Source organism: Burkholderiales bacterium (assembly GCA_035560005.1).
Lineage (GTDB): Bacteria > Pseudomonadota > Gammaproteobacteria > Burkholderiales > Eutrophovitaceae > DASRFY01.
This window is the reverse complement of sequence record DATMAN010000043.1, coordinates 1-14,087: the sequence shown is the minus strand read 5'-3', so window position 1 is coordinate 14,087 and position 14,087 is coordinate 1. Positions and strand designations below refer to the sequence as shown.

General features: G+C 66.7%; 15 protein-coding genes. All 15 read left to right on the top strand.

All coding sequences use genetic code 11. From position 1 onward, the window contains the following. Positions 1-71: 71 nt before the first annotated feature. Entirely contained in the window at positions 72-845 is a 774-nt protein-coding gene (locus VNM24_06180; GenBank protein ID HWQ38190.1) for a 16S rRNA (uracil(1498)-N(3))-methyltransferase, read from the top strand. Between the two features lie 60 nt (positions 846-905). Beyond that, positions 906-1,673, top strand: coding sequence for a 3-hydroxyacyl-CoA dehydrogenase (locus VNM24_06175; GenBank protein ID HWQ38189.1), 768 nt, complete (start codon positions 906-908; stop codon positions 1,671-1,673). An 11-nt stretch (positions 1,674-1,684) separates the two neighbouring features. Further along, positions 1,685-3,004 (top strand): amino-acid N-acetyltransferase, encoded by a 1,320-nt coding sequence (gene argA / locus VNM24_06170; GenBank protein ID HWQ38188.1) that lies wholly within the window; start codon positions 1,685-1,687, stop codon positions 3,002-3,004. Between the two features lie 85 nt (positions 3,005-3,089). Beyond that, positions 3,090-3,365: an oxidative damage protection protein gene (locus tag VNM24_06165; GenBank protein HWQ38187.1), complete on the top strand. Its 276-nt coding sequence runs from the start codon at positions 3,090-3,092 to the stop codon at positions 3,363-3,365. 121 nt (positions 3,366-3,486) lie between these two features. Continuing rightward, on the top strand, positions 3,487-5,676 hold the full coding sequence (gene ppk1 / locus VNM24_06160; protein HWQ38186.1) for a polyphosphate kinase 1: 2,190 nt from the start codon (positions 3,487-3,489) through the stop codon (positions 5,674-5,676). A gap of 52 nt (positions 5,677-5,728) precedes the next feature. Then, the gene (locus VNM24_06155; protein HWQ38185.1) at positions 5,729-7,261 is read left to right on the top strand and encodes a CHAD domain-containing protein; all 1,533 of its coding nucleotides are present in this window, start codon (positions 5,729-5,731) and stop codon (positions 7,259-7,261) included. Positions 7,262-7,273: 12 nt separating this feature from the next. Next, on the top strand, positions 7,274-7,726 hold the full coding sequence (locus VNM24_06150; protein HWQ38184.1) for a histidine phosphatase family protein: 453 nt from the start codon (positions 7,274-7,276) through the stop codon (positions 7,724-7,726). 237 nt (positions 7,727-7,963) lie between these two features. Continuing rightward, on the top strand, positions 7,964-8,497 hold the full coding sequence (locus VNM24_06145) for a DUF4396 domain-containing protein (GenBank protein ID HWQ38183.1): 534 nt from the start codon (positions 7,964-7,966) through the stop codon (positions 8,495-8,497). A 44-nt stretch (positions 8,498-8,541) separates the two neighbouring features. After that, positions 8,542-9,009 carry a Cu(I)-responsive transcriptional regulator gene (cueR, locus tag VNM24_06140; protein ID HWQ38182.1) on the top strand — a complete coding sequence of 156 codons (468 nt, stop codon included), beginning with the start codon at positions 8,542-8,544 and terminating at the stop codon, positions 9,007-9,009. A 108-nt stretch (positions 9,010-9,117) separates the two neighbouring features. Further along, positions 9,118-9,537 (top strand): hypothetical protein, encoded by a 420-nt coding sequence (locus VNM24_06135; GenBank protein HWQ38181.1) that lies wholly within the window; start codon positions 9,118-9,120, stop codon positions 9,535-9,537. A 330-nt stretch (positions 9,538-9,867) separates the two neighbouring features. Beyond that, the gene (locus tag VNM24_06130) at positions 9,868-11,313 is read left to right on the top strand and encodes a TolC family protein (GenBank protein ID HWQ38180.1); all 1,446 of its coding nucleotides are present in this window, start codon (positions 9,868-9,870) and stop codon (positions 11,311-11,313) included. Further along, positions 11,310-12,671: a copper oxidase gene (locus VNM24_06125; GenBank protein ID HWQ38179.1), complete on the top strand. Its 1,362-nt coding sequence runs from the start codon at positions 11,310-11,312 to the stop codon at positions 12,669-12,671. Before VNM24_06130 ends, VNM24_06125 begins: the two co-directional genes overlap by 4 nt. 58 nt (positions 12,672-12,729) lie before the next feature. After that, the gene (locus VNM24_06120) at positions 12,730-13,068 is read left to right on the top strand and encodes a copper-binding protein (GenBank protein HWQ38178.1); all 339 of its coding nucleotides are present in this window, start codon (positions 12,730-12,732) and stop codon (positions 13,066-13,068) included. 25 nt (positions 13,069-13,093) lie between these two features. Further along, the gene (locus VNM24_06115; GenBank protein ID HWQ38177.1) at positions 13,094-13,591 is read left to right on the top strand and encodes a cupredoxin family protein; all 498 of its coding nucleotides are present in this window, start codon (positions 13,094-13,096) and stop codon (positions 13,589-13,591) included. Positions 13,592-13,630: 39 nt separating this feature from the next. Beyond that, the coding region (locus VNM24_06110) for a hypothetical protein (GenBank protein ID HWQ38176.1) at positions 13,631-14,087 on the top strand (457 nt) is incomplete at its 3' end.

Below are 14,087 nucleotides of genomic sequence, written 5' to 3'. Positions count from 1 at the left end.
AAGCGGTATCGGGGCAGGTAGGGCGTGAAGACGCAAGGACCGAGCGAAGGTCGCATGGCAGAATTCTAGCCATGAACGATGGCGTGCAAAAGAAAGCGGTCAAGCCCGGCGCCCGTTTCTTTTTCCCGGACACGCTGGGCAACGGTTCGGAAGTGCGCCTGCCCTCCGGCGCCGCGCATCACGCCGCACGGGTTCTGCGCCTGACCATCGGTGACCCGCTGGTGCTGTTCAACGGGCGTGGCGGCGAGTACCAGGCGCGCATCGTCCGCCTCGACCGCGGCGAAGTCTGGGTCAAGACCGGCGGTTACACCGAGCCACAGCGTGAATCGCCGATCGAGTCGATTCTGGCGCAAGGCGTCTGCAGCGGAGATCGCATGGATCTGACCCTGCAGAAGTCCGTCGAGCTGGGGGTGAGCGGCATTCAGCCGCTGATGACCGAGCGCAGCGTCGTGCGCCTTACTGCAGAGCGGGCCGCGCGCCGCGCCGAGCACTGGCAGAACCTGGTCGTGTCCGCTTGCGAGCAGTGCGGGCGAAACACCGTTCCGCGAGTGGCCGCGTTGCTGAAGCTCGAAGACTGGCTGGCGCGGCTGCCGGTGGCGGCGCCGCGCGGCGAACTGCGCTTGCTGTTGTCGCCGACCGCGGAGGTTTCGTTCAAGGTCCTGCCCAAGGCTCCCGCTCGCGTGCTGCTGCTCGTCGGTCCGGAAGGCGGTCTGTCGGGCGCGGAAGTGGCAGCCGCGCTCGGCCGCGGCTTCCTGCCCGTTCGGCTGGGGCCGCGCATCCTGCGCACCGAAACCGCAGCGCTCGCCGCGCTAGCCGGCATCCAGGCCCTGTGGGGCGACTTTTAGCGGTCGCGCCGATATACTGCGGCCCTTTCAACTTTTTTCCGCCATTCGCACGGTATCGGCATGGAACTGAAGAACAGCACTGTCATCGTCACCGGCGGCGCCTCCGGACTGGGCGCGGCCACGGTGGAAATGGTCGTCGCCGCCGGCGGCAACGCGATCATCGCCGACATGCAGCAGGCAACTGGCGAAGCGCTGGCCGCGAAGTTCGGCGCAAAGGCGCGTTTTGTCCAGTGCGACGTCACCAGCGAGCAACACGCAAAGGCAGCGGTCGACGCGGCGCTCAAGCACTTCGGCGCCCTGCACGGACTGGTGAACTGCGCCGGCATCGCGCTGGGCGAGAAAACGGTCGGAAAGGAAGGTCCGCACCGGCTCGACAGTTTCAGTCGCGTCATCAACGTCAACCTGATCGGGACCTTCAACATGATCCGGCTGGCCGCGGATGCCATGTCGAAGCTCACTCCCAACGCCGCGGGCGAGCGTGGGGTCATCGTCAATACCGCGTCGGTGGCGGCATTCGACGGGCAGATCGGACAAGCCGCCTACGCCGCTTCGAAGGGCGGAATCGTGGGGATGACGCTGCCGATCGCACGCGACCTGTCGCGCAGCGGCATCCGCGTGGTAACCATTGCGCCCGGAATCTTCGAGACCGCGATGCTGAAGGGCATGCCGCAGGAAGTGCAGGATTCGCTCGCCAAGCAGGTGCCCTTCCCCTCGCGGCTCGGCCGGCCGTCGGAATACGCGCAGCTGGTGCGCAGCATCTTCGAGATCGAAATGCTCAACGGCGAGGTGATCCGCCTCGACGGCGCCATCCGGATGGCTCCGCGCTGAGTCCCTCCGCGATGCAGGCGCTCCCCAACGAAAACTTCGTGCAATGGTTCCGCGCCGCGGCGCCTTACATTCACGCGTTCCGCGGGCGCACGTTCGTCATCGCCTTCGGCGGAGAGGTGGTGGCCGACGGCCGCTTCGTCGGTCTGACGCACGATCTGAACCTGCTGGCCAGCCTCGGCGTCAAGCTGGTCCTCGCGCATGGCGCGCGCCCGCAGATCGAGCATGCACTCGCCGCGCGCGGTATCGAGTCGCGCTACGTGCGCGGCGTGCGCGTGACGGACGAGGCCACGCTGGCCTGCGTCAAGCAGGCCAACGGCCAGTTGCGCGTGGAGATCGAGGCGCTGCTGTCCATGGGGCTGCCCAATTCGCCGATGGCTGGTGCGCGCATCCGCGTCGCCTCGGGCAACTTCGTGGTCGCCCGGCCCAAAGGCGTGGTGGACGGTGTGGACATGCAATACGCCGGTGAGGTGCGCAAGATCGACGCCGAAGCCATCCGCCGTCGGCTGGATGGCGACGAGCTGGTGCTCATTTCGCCGGTGGGCTATTCGCCCACCGGCGAGACCTTCAATCTGACGGTGGAAGACGTCGCGGCCCAGGTCGCAATCGCCCTGCACGCCGACAAGCTGATTTTCCTCGCCGAGGAAGCCGGACTGCCGGGACGCGACGGCAGCATTCTGCGCGAACTCACGGTCACTGACGCCGAGGCGCTGCTCGAAGACGCGGCACGGCTTCCGGCCGGCATGAAACAGTATCTGCCATTCGCCATCCAGGCCTGCCGGGGCGGAACCCCGCGCGTGCACATGATCAGCCGCCATCTGGACGGGGCGCTGCTGCTGGAGCTGTTCACCCACGAGGGCGTCGGGTCGATGGTCACGCGCGATCCGCTGGAGCGCCTGCGCGAGGCCACGATCGAGGACGTCGGCGGCGTCCTGCGACTGATCGAGCCGCTGGAGGCCGACGGCACGCTGGTCAAACGTTCGCGCGAACTGCTGGAAATCGAGATCGATCGCTTCGTCGTGCTGGAACACGATCGGGTGATCGTCGGCTGTGCCGCGCTCTATCCGTTTCCGGAAGACGGCGTGGGGGAGCTGGCCTGTCTTGCGGTGCATCCGGACTACCGCAACGGCGGGGCCGGCGAGCGGCTGCTGCAAACGATCGAGAGCCGCGCCAGGAAAACCGGGCTCAAGAAACTGTTCGTGCTCACTACTCGGGCTTCGCACTGGTTCGTCGAGCACGGCTTCAGCGAAGCGCCGCTTGCGGTGCTCCCCGCGCGCAAGCAGGCGCTGTACAACTACCAGCGGCGCTCCAAGGTACTCGCCAAACCCCTGTAGCAGATGCCGGTCTTATAATTCGTCCCGTGTCACACGCGCGTAACGCGGCGGCAACGCGCTGCATCTAACCTGTTGAACCGTAAAGATGGCCAGATTGGTGAAGTGCGTGAAGCTCGGACGGGAAGCGGAAGGTCTCGATTTTCCCCCGTTTCCAGGCGAACTCGGCAAGCGGCTTTTCGAGAACGTCTCCAAGGAGGCGTGGAAGGCCTGGCTCGAGCACCAGAAGATGCTGGTCAACGAGAACCGGCTCAACCTCGCCGACCCGCAGGCCAGGAAATATCTGATGGAGCAGACCGAGCGCTACTTCTTCGGCTCGGGGGCGGACACCGCCGCAGGCTACGTGCCGCCCACCAGGCGCTGATTTCGCGCCTCGCGGGCGCACCACGGCCCCGCTGCATCGAGTCACGCATCCTCGCACGGCAACAAGCGCCCCTTCGCTCGCCGTGCGACTTGAGCGGAGCCGGACCTACCAGGCACGGCGAATGACGAACAAGATGATCTTCAACAAGGCGGAGTCGCCGGATCGGCTCACGGGGCCGGTGGTCGACAAGGCGGCCCGCAAGAAGGCCGCGCTCGCCGGATCGAAGTCGCGCAAATCGCGCGCGGTCGATCCGGGCCATCTGCTCAACCGCGAGCTCTCGCAGCTCGAATTCAACCGGCGTGTGCTGGCGCAGGCCGAAGACCGGGACGTGCCCCTGCTCGAGCGGCTGCGCTTCCTTTGCATCGTCTCCAACAATCTCGACGAGTTCTTCGAAATCCGGGTGGCGGGGCTGAAGGCGCAGATCGACCTGGGCGTGGAAGCTTCCGGGCCGGACGGTGCCTCGCCGGTCCAGGTGTTCCGCCAGGTTTCGGCGGCGGCCCACGATCTGGTGGCGCACCAGTACCGGCTCTGGAACGAACAGTTGCTCCCGCAACTGGCCGGCGCCGGCATCCACTTCCTGCGCCGCCGCGACTGGACCGAGGCGCAGCGCGCTTGGATCAAGAACTACTTCCTGCGCGAGATCATGCCGGTCATGACCCCGATCGGGCTCGACCCGGCGCATCCCTTCCCGCGCATTCTCAACAAGAGCCTGAACTTCGCCGTGCAACTCTCCGGCAAGGACGCCTTCGGTCGCAACTCCGGGATCGCGCTGGTGCAGGCTCCCCGGGTGCTGCCGCGGGTGATCCGCCTGCCCCTCGAAATCGCGGGTGTCGAGTACGGATTCGTGTTCCTGTCCTCGATCATTCACGCGCACGTCGGCGAGCTGTTCTCGGGCATGCAGGTGCAGGGCTGCTACCAGTTCCGCGTGACGCGCAATTCGGACCTGTTCGTCGACGAAGAAGAAGTCAAGAACCTGCGCATCGCGCTGCAGGGCGAGCTGCCGCAACGTCACTTCGGCGACGCGGTGCGGCTGGAAGTAGCCGATCTGTGCTCCCGGGAGATTTCCGATTTCCTGCTGCAGCAGTTCAATCTGGGCCCGGACGATCTGTACCGCGTGAACGGCCCGGTGAACTTGGTGCGGCTGATGCAGATCCCCGATCTGGTCGATCGAACCGAGCTGAAGTTCGCGCCCTTCATTCCGGGCCTGCCCGAGCCGCTAGACGAGGAGGGCGACATCTTCGAAGCGATGCGCAGGAACGACATTCTCCTGCACCACCCGTTCCAGTCGTTCAAGCCGGTGGTTAGTTTCATCCAGCAGGCCGCGGCCGATCCGCAGGTCGTGGCGATCAAGCAGACGGTCTATCGCACCGGCGTCAATTCCGAGCTGATGCAGGTGCTGATCGACGCAGCCAAGAGCGGCAAGGAAGTCACTGTGGTTGTGGAGCTGCTGGCGCGCTTCGACGAAGAGGCGAACCTGGTCTGGGCCCAGCGGCTGGAGGAAGTCGGTGCGCACGTGGTCTACGGCGTGGTCGGGCACAAGACGCACGCCAAGATGGCGATGGTGGTACGCCGCGAGGAAGGCGGCCTGAAACGCTACGTGCACCTGGGCACTGGCAACTATCACTCGCGCACGGCGACGCTCTACACCGACTTCGGCCTGTTCACCTGCAACGAACAGGTGTGCGCAGACGTCAACGATATCTTCATGCAGCTCACCGGTCTGGGCAAGGCCACGCGGCTCACCCACTTGTGGCAGTCGCCGTTCACCTTGCACTTGCGCATTCTCGAGGCGATCCGCAAGGAGGCGGAGGCCGCGCGCGCCGGCCAGCCGGCGCAGATCATCGCCAAGATGAACGCACTGCTGGAGCCGGAGATCATCGCCGCGCTGTATGCGGCTTCGCAGGCGGGCGTGCAGATCGATCTGATCGTGCGCGGCGTTTGCGCGCTGCGGCCGGGGTTGCCGGGGTTGTCCGAGAACATCCGCGTGCGCTCGATCGTAGGCCGTTTCCTGGAACATGAGCGCGCCTTCTATTTCCGCAGCACGGATACCGTCTGCCTGGCCAGCGCCGACTGGATGGACCGCAATTTCTTCCGGCGCATCGAGGTCTGCTTTCCCGTGCTCGACCCCAGGCTCAAGAAGCGCGTGCTCGACGAAGCACTCAGGATCTACCTCGCCGACAACATGCAGGCCTGGGACATGGACGCCAACGGACAGTACCACCGCAGGCACCCCGGCCGTGCGAAGCCCGTCGCCGCCCAGCTCGCGCTGCTCGAGTCGCTTTCGGCGCACCCCGGCGCCGCGGCGAACTGAAGGGGCTTCGCGCCACCGGAAAAACCTTCGCCCGACCGGCAGGCAAGCGTCCATGGCCGCGCAGCAGGAGATCGAACTCAAGCTCGGTGTCGCCCCGGAGCGGGCCAACGATGTCTGGAAAAGCGCGGCGATCCGGCCTTGGCTGCGTTCGCCTCCCGCCAGCCGCACCGTTTTCTCCGCCTACTACGATACGCCCGGCTTCGAGTTGTGCCGGCGTGGCGCTGCGATCCGCTTGCGGTGCGAGGCGGGCCGGTGGATCCAGACCGTCAAGATCGGCGCGGCGGCCGTCGGCGGCCTGCACGAGCATCGCGAGGTCGACAGCGAAGTCGCGTCGCAAGCTCTCGACTTCTCCGCTCTGGTCGAGGCCGGCCTGGGCGAGCTGATCGCACGCGAAGAGGACCGAAGCCGCCTCGCGGTGGTTTTCACAACCCGCTTCCGGCGCCGGCGCGCGACCATCGAACCCGCGCCCGGCCTGCGCATCGAAATCGCGGTGGACCGCGGCGAAATCCGGGCGGGGTCGCGGCGCGCGCCGATCTCGGAAATCGAACTGGAGCTCAAGGCCGGCGAGCCGCGGGCCTTGTTCGCGCTGGCGCGCGAGCTGCTGCGCGACCTGCCCCTGCGGCTGGAAAACACCACCAAGGCGCAGCGCGGCTACCGTCTCGCAAATGGCAAGGCGGTCCAACCGGTCAAGGCCGCGCCGATCGAGCTGTCCGTCCACGGCACCGTGGATGCGGCGTTCGCAACGGTGGCGACCGCGTGCCTGCGACAGCTCCAGGCCAACGAAGCCGGCGTCCTGCGCTCGAGAGATCCGGAATACATACACCAGGCGAGGGTAGCGCTGCGCCGATTGCGCGCAGCGTTCGGCGTTTTTTCGCGCGCCGTGCCCAAGTCGGCGTTCCGGCAGCCGATTGCCGCGCTGAAGACTCTGGCGGCGCTGCTGGGACAAGCTCGCGACTGGGATGTCTTCCTGACGCAGACGCTGCCGCAGGCGCAGGTCGGGGCGCAGATCGATCTGACCGGTGTCCGGCGTCGCGCCCTGCGCGCGCGCTCCGCCGCGCGCCGCGCCGCCCGTGCCGCGATCGAGGCCCTTTCCTACACGGAGCTGATGCTCGATCTGGCGCTGGCACTGCGCTGCGACGTCTGGCAGCAGCGCCGGACCGAGGAACACCGGGCCTGTGCGCGCATGCCGCTCGTCGCGTTTGCCCGCAAGGTGCTGGAGCGCAGACAGCGCAAGCTGCTCGAGCGCGGCGCGGTGCTGGAGTCCGCCGACGCGGCCGCGCTGCACCGACTGCGAATCGACGCCAAGAAACTGCGTTATGGCTGTGAGTTTTTCGCCTCGCTGTTTCCCGGGAGCAAGACGCAAGGCTACATCGAGCGACTGGCCGATCTTCAGGACGCGCTCGGCCGCATCAACGACGCGGCCAGCGCCGTTCGGCTGGTCGATGCTCTCTGCGAACACGCAGGCGGCGTGAAGCATGCCGCACTGGGTTATCTGCGCAGCCACTGCGCGGCTGACATGCAGGAACAGCTCAGACCATTGAAGCGGGCCTGGGAGCGCTTCAGTCGCGCCGCGGTCTTCTGGTAGAGGGAGTGCAATATGGACCTCATTCTTTGGCGACACGCCGATGCCGAGGACGGCACACCCGATCTCGCGCGCAAGCTGACCCCCAAGGGTGTGCAGCAGGCAAGAGCAATGGCCGAGTGGCTGCGTGCCAGAGTGCCGCGCAAGGTGCGCATGATCGTGAGCCCGGCGCAGCGCGCGAGGCAGACCGCCGACGCCCTGAGCGAGGACTATGAAGTGCAGCGTGAAATCGGTCCCGATGCCGCCTATCCCGCAATCCTGGCGGCAGCTGGTTGGCCGGACGCGGGGCGCGCCGTGATCGTCGTCGGCCATCAGCCGACGCTCGGGCAGACCGCGGCCTTCCTGCTCTCGGGCGTTGCGCGCGAGTGGAGCATCAAGAAGGGCGCAGTGTGGTGGCTCAGCAACCGCGTGCGCGGCGAGGAAGCGCAGATCGTCCTGCGCGCGGTGATCGCACCCGAGCTGCTCTGATGGTCGAAGCGGCCGATCTCGGCCACGCAGTCCCCGACGCCGGCGATCCACGCGCGGTGCCACCGCTGCGCGAGCTTTTCATCCGTAGCCGGGGCGCTGCGCACCCTGCACGCCCTCGAAGCGTTGGGCCCGGTCACCGGCCGGTTCAAGGTCGCGCGCGGCGAAAGGAACCGCTTGACCTTCCCACGATGGGAAGCCTCAGGATGGCGCCGTCATTTCACTCGGAGGACCGTTGCCATGAACCTGAACGACCTGCACTCCCATTCCGGAGACCATGGATCCGCGCATCACGGCCAGCGTGCCCGGGAGTCGCATCACGGGCCGCACGCTTCCACCGGCTCGCTCAACCGTCTGGCGCTTTCGGCGACACTGCACTGCCTGACCGGCTGCAGCATCGGCGAGATTCTCGGCATGGTGATCGGCACCGCGCTGGGCTGGGACAACGGCGCAACGATTGCGCTCGCCGTTGCGCTTGCGTTTCTATTCGGTTACCTGCTCACCATGATCCCGCTGCTGCGTGCGGGCCTTGCTTTCAAGCGTGCGATCGGCCTGGCGCTCGCGGCCGACACCGCCTCAATCACCGTCATGGAAATCGTGGACAATGCGATCATGCTGGCGATTCCCGGCGCGATGGATGCCCCGCTCGGCTCCAGGCTGTTCTGGGGCAGTCTTGCCTGTGCGCTGCTCGTCGCCGGCATCGCGGCCTACCCGGTCAATCGCTGGCTGCTGACCCGCGGCCGGGGTCACGCGGTCGTGCATCAGTACCATTGACCGAACCGCGCTGGCGCATCGCACCGATCTTCTGGAGCGGAGTCATGGAGCTGCAGCAATTGCTGAACGTCGGGCAGGCCGCCAGACTCTCGGGCGTGTCGGCCAAGATGATCCGGCACTACGAGTCGCTCGGGCTGCTACCCAAGGTGCGCCGCACCGGGTCAGGGTACCGCCAGTACTCGATGAACGAAGTGCACACGCTGCGCTTCATTCGCCGCGCGCGCGGCCTCGGCTTCGGCATCGCGGAAATCGCTACCCTGCTCGGGCTATGGCAGAACCGGCGCCGCGCGAGCGCGGAGGTCAAGCGGCGCGCGCTGGCCCATGCGGCGGAACTGGCATCGAGAATCGCAGAGCTGTCCGAGATGAAGAGAACGCTGGAGCGGCTCGCGGCGCACTGTCACGGTGACGATCGCCCCGAGTGCCCGATCCTCGACGACCTCTCTGCGGAGGACGCACGATCGCCACAGTCCCGGACCAGGGCTCATGGCGGGCCGCGGGCGCGCTTTGCCTGAGTCGAGCCCGAAGATGCACTCGAATCGGCGCGCGGGTCAGGAACCCGGCAGCAGTCCAGGGTGTCGGACGGGGACATGGTTCTTCCCCGAAGTGGCTATACTAGAAGCATGTGCCGCTGGAAGCTGGCCGTAGTGCTGCTCATCTCGCTGTGGCTGCCCGTGCAAGGGATGGCCGCGGTGGTGATGCCGTTCTGCAAGCACGGCCTGGTCGGCGAGCCGGATCAGGGTATCGCGCCGCCCGCGAGCACGGCGCATGCCGGCCTTCACGCCACGAATGGGCATGCTGCGGGGCATGCTGATCATGCTGCGCACGCCGCTCAGGCAGGCGCGAACCATACCGCTCAGGCCAGCCTGATTCCGTGCGATGACTGCGGCCATTGTCACCTGAGCTGTGCTTTCACGCTGCCCTCACCCGGGCTTACCGGGGCCGGCTTCGTTTCTGTTGCCGCACCTGCCTCCGCGCCCGGCATCCTGCACGGCACCGTTCCTCTCCCGGAGCACCGACCTCCGCTCTTTACGCTGATCTGAGTTCTGTGCGCAGCCGCCGCTGGCCGTTGCGCGCTCGTGCTCGGCTGCGGGCCGTTTGCCCGCGAATCCGCGTGAGGAGCTTATGTTCTCGAACAGACTTGCGCTCGCTGCTGCGGGCGCCCTGATGCTTTCCGGCTGCGCCGCCGGCACCTGGCAGCGCGCGGCCGACCATCCCGCCGACCCGGCCGCCGCGCCGGGGGTCGTGAATCCGGCTACGGTTCTCGAGCGCTACCGGGCCACGCAGTCGAGCGCACCCGCGCCTTCGACAGGTAAAGGGAAAGCCTCCCCCGAAGACGCTCATTCCCACCATGACCACGGGGATCAGGACCGATGAGCGCGAGGCGGAGCCTGACTCGAATTCTGGTGGTGCTGACTCTGCCCCTGCTGGGCGCGTGCGCGAACCTGCCTGGCGATCGCGTCCAAGGCGAGGTCGCGCAAACCGTGTCCGCGCGGGTTTCGCGGCCGGTGGACTGGAACGCGGGCGTTCCCGAAGACCGGGCCGTGCGCCAGGCGGTGCGCGCGATGCTCGCCGACGAACTCAGCCTTGACGAAGCCATCGCCATCGCGCTCGTCAACAACCGCGAGATGCGCGCACGGCTGGCGCGCGCGCAGGTGGCGCGCGCGGACCTGATCCGGGCCGGCTTGCTGGACAACCCGGTGTTCGGCCTGTCCCTGCTCAGGGACGATGCCGGTACCGAGAGCGAACTGTCGCTGTTCGAGGACTTCCTCAATGTCGTCACGCTTTCGGCGCGCAAGAAGCTTGCGGCAACCGACCTGGAGCGCACTCGCCTGGAAGTCGCGCAATCGGCGCTCGATCTGATCGCCGAAGTCAAGCGCGCCTGGTACGCCCTGGTCGCGGATCGACAAGCCATCGAGCTTTTCGTGCAAGTAACGGATGCGACCGAAGCCGCGGCCGAGCTGGCCCGACGCCAGTACCAGGCCGGCAATCTGAGCCTGCGCGAGCAGGCTCTGCAGCAATCCTTCCACGCGCAGTCTTCGCTCGAGGCCGCGCGCGCCGAGGCCGCGTTCAATGCCGATCGGGAGAAGCTCAATCGCCTGCTCGGCTTGTGGGGCGAGGATACCGCCTGGCGGCTTCCCGACCGACTGCCGGACGTTCCTGACCGGCTGCCGCCGGCTCCGCAACTGGAGAACAAAGCGGTCGACCAGCGCCTGGACCTGGCGGCGCAGCGCGCCGAAGTCGAAGCCGTGCACCTGGCGCTTCACTACACGAAGCAGACGCGCTGGCTGTCGGCGTTCGGTATCGGCTTCACTGTCAAGCGCGATCCGGATGGCGGCACCGCGCGCGGTCCGGAGCTGGAACTGGGGCTTCCGCTGTTCGATCGCGGCCAGGCGCGCATCGCCCGGCTGGAAGCGCAATTGCGCGAGGCGGAAAGCCGCTACGCGCAACTCGCCATCGACGTGCGCGCCGAGGTCCGCGAAGCCATGGGCCGGCTTGCGGCCGCGCATGATTCGGTCAGGCATTACCGCGAAGCGATCCTCCCGCTCGCCGAGCGCGTCGTGGAAGAGACGCTGAAGTTCTACAACGGCATGCTGGTCGGCGTGTACGAGCTGCTGGCTGCGAAACAGGCGCAGATCAACGCGGCGCGCGACTACATCGGCGTCTGGCGCGAGTTCTGGACTGCATGGGCTGATCTGGAACGCGCCGCCGGCGCCGCGCTCGCGATTCCGGCGGCCGCGGGCGATGCAACCTCGACGCAGAGCCCGGCGGCTCGACCCGAGGATCAAGGCCAACATCAGCACGGAGATTCGCAATGATCACTCGACGCGATCTGTTGAAGACCGGCGCCGCGCTGTTTGCCGGCGGCGCGGTCAGCGCGGCGTTTCGCCCCGCGACCGCTGCGGAGAAAGCCTCCGCCGCGACCCGGCCGCCGCTGCCCGCGCCTGCAGGCGTCAGCTATGCGCCGGTCGTTACGCTCAACGGCTGGACGCTGCCATGGAAGATGGAAGGCGGCGTGAAGGTATTCCACCTGGTCGCCGAACCGGTCAAGCGCGAGTTCGCGCCCGGCATGATCGTCAACTGCTGGGGCTACAACGGCTCCACGCCGGGTCCGACCATCGAGTGCGTCGAAGGCGACCGCGTGCGCATCCTGGTGACCAACAAGCTGCCGGAGCACACCTCGATTCACTGGCACGGCATCTTCCTGCCCAACGGCATGGACGGCGTCGGAGGGCTCACGCAGCCGCAGATTCAGCCCGGCGAGACCTACGTCTACGAGTTCACGCTGCGCCAGAACGGCACCTTCATGTACCACCCGCACGCCGACGAAATGGTGCAGATGGCGCTGGGCATGATGGGAATGTTCATCGTGCATCCGCGCACCCCCGAGCACCCGAAGATCGACCGCGACTACTGCTTCATCCTGCACAACTTCGCGGTCCACGCCGGCACGGCCACGCCCGACCCGTCGGTGATGACCGACTTCAACATGTGGGCCTTCAACAGCCGCGTGTTCCCGGGGATCGATCCACTGGTCGCGCGCACCGGCGATCGGGTGCGCATCCGCATCGCCAACCTGTCCATGCACGAGCATCCGATCCACATCCACGGAACTGCGTTCGAGGTGACGGGAACCGACGCCGGGTGGATTGCGCCCAGCGCGCGCTACAAGGAGACCACCCTGCTCGTGCCGGTCGGCAACATCCGGGTGGGGGAGTTCGTCGCCGACGCGCCGGGCGACTGGGCGCTGCACTGCCACAAGTCGCATCACACCATGAACGCGATGGGTCATGAAGTTCCGAACATGATCGGCGTCAAGCACGACGACATCGCGCGGCGCATCCGCAAGCTCGTACCCGGCTACATGGCGATGGGCGAGACCGGGATGGCCGAGCACGCCGCGCACACGGCGATGGGCCACATGAAGCTGCCGGAAAACACGCTGCCCATGATGACGGGGGAAGGGCCTTTCGGGCCGATCGAGATGGGTGGCATGTTCACCGTGGTGAAAGTGCGCGACGCGCAGCCGCCCGGCGACTACACCGATCCCGGCTGGTACGAACACCCGAAGGGAACGGTCGCATGGAAGCTCGAAGGCGATATCCCCGTGCCCGTCAGACAGGATTTCAAGCCTACGCCCGAAGAAGACACCGATCAGCAGGCACGGAGCGGCTGAGGATGGAGCGCACCAACGCGACTCATTGTTCGTTCACTTCACCTGAAAAGGAGATCACATGAAAACTGCAATTCTTGCCACCGCGGCCGCGCTTTCGCTCGGCCTTGCACTGCCACCTGCGAACGCGGCGGATGAAGAGCATTCCGGCCATCACGCCTCGCAGTCGGACAAGATCCATCGGGGCAAGGGCTTGGTCGAGTCGGTCGATCTCGCCAAAGGCGTGATCACCATGGAGCACGAGCCGATCCAATCGCTGCGCTGGCCCAGGATGGTCATGGATTTCAAGGCGCACGATCCCGCCCTGCTCAAGGGCCTGAAGGAGGGAGACCGCGTGGAGTTCGACCTGGTGAAGATGGGCAAGGAGTATCACATCACGCGCATTGCCCCGGTGAGGTGATCGCCTGACTGCCACGGAGAGAACCATGAAAACGCGATTCCTTCTTGCCGTGATGGCGACCGGTGTCGCCGGGCTGGTCAGCGCTGCCGTCTCAGCCGATGAGAAGCATCACGGTCACGGCGCGCACGCGCACCATGCCGCCCACGCATCCGCTGCCGGCAAGCCGGGCATGGCCGCGGCGGTCAGGCGCACGATCAAGGTCGTGATGCTGGACTCGATGCGCTACGAACCCTCGTCGATCACGGTGAAAGCGGGCGAAACCGTGCGCTTCGTGGTCGAGAACAAGGGCAAGCTTACACACGAGTTCGGCATCGGCACCCCTGAAGAACAGGCCGCGCACGCCGAGATGATGCAAGCCATGCCGGGCATGAAGCACGACGAGCCCAATGTCATCACCGTCGAACCGGGGGAGACGAAAGCGCTGATCTGGCAATTCACCAGGCCCGGCACTTTCGAGATTGCCTGTCACGTCCCCGGTCACTATCCGGCGGGGATGAAGATGACGGTGACCAGTGCGAAGTGAGGTTTTCGCGCGACTCCGAGTCGTGAGAGGAGGCACCCCATGCGGCAATCCATCTTCTTTCCGGTCAGCCTGGTTCTGGCAACGACCTCGGGTCTTGCCGTCGCCCAGCACAGCCCGCACGACTTCCCGCCCCGGATGGGCGGGATGCCCGGCATGACCGGACAGACTCTGCAGGAAACCGCGCGCCAGATCCATGAGCAGCACGGCCACGAACGCAAGACGCAGGACCCGGCAAGAAGTTTCGCCTTCGGCCGGCCGGGAGCGGCCGATCAGGCGAGCCGGACGGTGCGCCTGGAGCTGTCGGACCGGCTGCGGATCTCGCCCGCGAGCTTCTCGGTGCGCCCGGGCGAAACGGTGCGCATCGTGGTGAACAACCCCGGGACCCTCAGGCACCGCCTGCTGATCGGCGACTCGCGCTACCAGCATGAGCACAGCCTCATGCGGCAGGTCATGCCCAGCGCCGAGCATCGGGGAGTCAACGCTTTGTCCCTGGCGC

Excerpts from the sequence above, each read along its gene's own strand:
- VNM24_06180 (HWQ38190.1), top strand. The coding sequence starts at position 72 with ATGAACGATGGCGTGCAAAAGAAAGCGGTCAAGCCCGGCGCCCGTTTC.
- VNM24_06175 (HWQ38189.1), top strand. The coding sequence starts at position 906 with ATGGAACTGAAGAACAGCACTGTCATCGTCACCGGCGGCGCCTCCGGA.
- argA (HWQ38188.1), top strand. The coding sequence starts at position 1,685 with ATGCAGGCGCTCCCCAACGAAAACTTCGTGCAATGGTTCCGCGCCGCG.
- VNM24_06165 (HWQ38187.1), top strand. The coding sequence starts at position 3,090 with ATGGCCAGATTGGTGAAGTGCGTGAAGCTCGGACGGGAAGCGGAAGGT.
- ppk1 (HWQ38186.1), top strand. The coding sequence starts at position 3,487 with ATGACGAACAAGATGATCTTCAACAAGGCGGAGTCGCCGGATCGGCTC.
- VNM24_06155 (HWQ38185.1), top strand. The coding sequence starts at position 5,729 with ATGGCCGCGCAGCAGGAGATCGAACTCAAGCTCGGTGTCGCCCCGGAG.
- VNM24_06150 (HWQ38184.1), top strand. The coding sequence starts at position 7,274 with ATGGACCTCATTCTTTGGCGACACGCCGATGCCGAGGACGGCACACCC.
- VNM24_06145 (HWQ38183.1), top strand. The coding sequence starts at position 7,964 with ATGAACCTGAACGACCTGCACTCCCATTCCGGAGACCATGGATCCGCG.
- cueR (HWQ38182.1), top strand. The coding sequence starts at position 8,542 with ATGGAGCTGCAGCAATTGCTGAACGTCGGGCAGGCCGCCAGACTCTCG.
- VNM24_06135 (HWQ38181.1), top strand. The coding sequence starts at position 9,118 with ATGTGCCGCTGGAAGCTGGCCGTAGTGCTGCTCATCTCGCTGTGGCTG.
- VNM24_06130 (HWQ38180.1), top strand. The coding sequence starts at position 9,868 with ATGAGCGCGAGGCGGAGCCTGACTCGAATTCTGGTGGTGCTGACTCTG.
- VNM24_06125 (HWQ38179.1), top strand. The coding sequence starts at position 11,310 with ATGATCACTCGACGCGATCTGTTGAAGACCGGCGCCGCGCTGTTTGCC.
- VNM24_06120 (HWQ38178.1), top strand. The coding sequence starts at position 12,730 with ATGAAAACTGCAATTCTTGCCACCGCGGCCGCGCTTTCGCTCGGCCTT.
- VNM24_06115 (HWQ38177.1), top strand. The coding sequence starts at position 13,094 with ATGAAAACGCGATTCCTTCTTGCCGTGATGGCGACCGGTGTCGCCGGG.